The organism is Corallococcus terminator (assembly GCF_003611635.1).
Taxonomy (GTDB): domain Bacteria; phylum Myxococcota; class Myxococcia; order Myxococcales; family Myxococcaceae; genus Corallococcus; species Corallococcus terminator.
In genome coordinates this window covers 1-1,647 of sequence record NZ_RAVZ01000664.1, presented here as the reverse complement: position 1 = coordinate 1,647, position 1,647 = coordinate 1, and the positions used below count along the sequence as shown (strand labels likewise).

Genomic DNA, 1,647 nt, shown 5'->3' with positions numbered 1-1,647 from the left:
CCCCTTCCCCTCGACCGTTTCACCCCCGGCTCCCGCAGCGACGCGTTGGGGGCGGCTCCGGGATGTCGGGAGCGCCCGGCGTCTGGAGGCGCCAGGGGCGCTCCATCCGCTGCGGGAGTTCCGGGAAAGTCGGCACCTGGGCGAGCGCTTTCAACTCAGCCTCTGGGCCATGCTGAGTGTCCGCTGCCGGCGTCGGGCCTCCGGCTGGCGTCTGGCTTTCAGACGTGGCGCAGCTTCCACTGCCCGCGCCGGAAGAGGGCCGCGCTGGCCAGCCCCAGGGCGCCATAAGTGATGGCGATGGATGCGAACGCGCCGGACGGACCCCACCCCATGGGGATGGCGAGGAACCACGCCAGGGGAAGTTGGAGGCCCCAGGAGAAGACGAGGTTCGTCAGCGTGGGGGTGGTGGTGTCTCCCGCGCCGTTGAAGGCATGGGGCAGCACGGTGACAAAGGCATACAGGGCCAGGCTGCAACTGACGATGCGCAGGCAGCGCGTGGCATGCAGGCCCACCTCCGGGTCGGGGGTGAGGGCGTGGATGAGCGGATCCGCGAAGGCGAGGAAGCCCACCGCGACCACGGCGAGGAAGCCGAGCGTGTAGAAGCTGGCGCGCCACGCGGCGCGTTCGGCGCGGTCGGTGTCGCCCGCGCCCAGGCTCTGGCCCACGAGCGTGCCCGCCGCGTGGCTCAGGCCCCAGGACGGCTGCTGCGCGAAGAGCAGGACGCGCATGGCCAGGGTGTAGCCCGCGAGCGCCGCGCTGCCGAAGGTGGCCATGATGCGCATCAGGACGAGCCAACTGGACATGGTCAGCAGGTACTGGAGCGTGGCTCCGCCGGACAGCTTCAGCAGCGAGCGCAGCGTGTCCCCTTCCACGCACAGGTGACGGGCGCGCAATTCCAGACGTCCGTTGCCCTTCAGCAGGCGGTGCAACTGGTACGCGACGCCGGTGGCGCGGCCCACGGTGGTGGCCACCGCGGCGCCCAGCACGCCCATGGCGGGCACGGGCCCCAGGCCGAAGATGAACAGCGGCGCGAGCACGATGTTGACGGTGTTGGCCAGCCACAGCGCGCGCATGGAGGTGGTCGCGTCGCCGGCGCCGCGCAGGACGGCGCTGATGAGGAACAGCAGCATGATGAGGGGGAAGCTGGCCAGCATCAGCCGCGCGTAGGGCACGCCATGCTCCAGCACGCCCGGGGCCGCGCCCAGCGCCAGCAGGATGGGGCGCGCGAACACGGCGCCCAGGATGCCCAGGGGGATGGACAGGGCGAGTCCCAGTCCCAGGGCCTGCACGGCGGTGCGCCCGGCGCGTTCGGTGTCCTTCTGTCCGACGCGGCGGGCGATGAGCGCGGTGGCGCCGATGGCGAGCCCCAGCGGCAGGGTCTGGTAGAGCGTGAGCACGGACTCGGTGAGGCCCACGGTGGCGATGGCGTCCGCGCCCAGGCGGGAGACGAAGACCACGTCCACCAGCGCGAAGACGGACTCCATCACCATCTCCAGCACCATGGGCACGGAGAGCAGCAGGAAGGCGCGGTCCACGGGCCCCGTCGCCAGGTCCTCGGTGGATCCGCGCACGGCCAGCCACAGGGAGGCAAGGAAGCCCCTGAACCCCGAGGCCGAGGGGGAAGCGTCGGGGGAGAGGGATTCGGAG

Annotated in this window: 1 protein-coding gene; it reads right to left on the bottom strand. The window is 71.7% G+C overall.

What is annotated here, in order from left to right:
* Window positions 1-218: 218 nt before the first annotated feature.
* Window positions 219-1,647, bottom strand: a 1,429-nt coding sequence (locus D7V88_RS41310) for an MATE family efflux transporter (RefSeq protein ID WP_244238682.1), incomplete at its 5' end; no start/stop codon positions are given.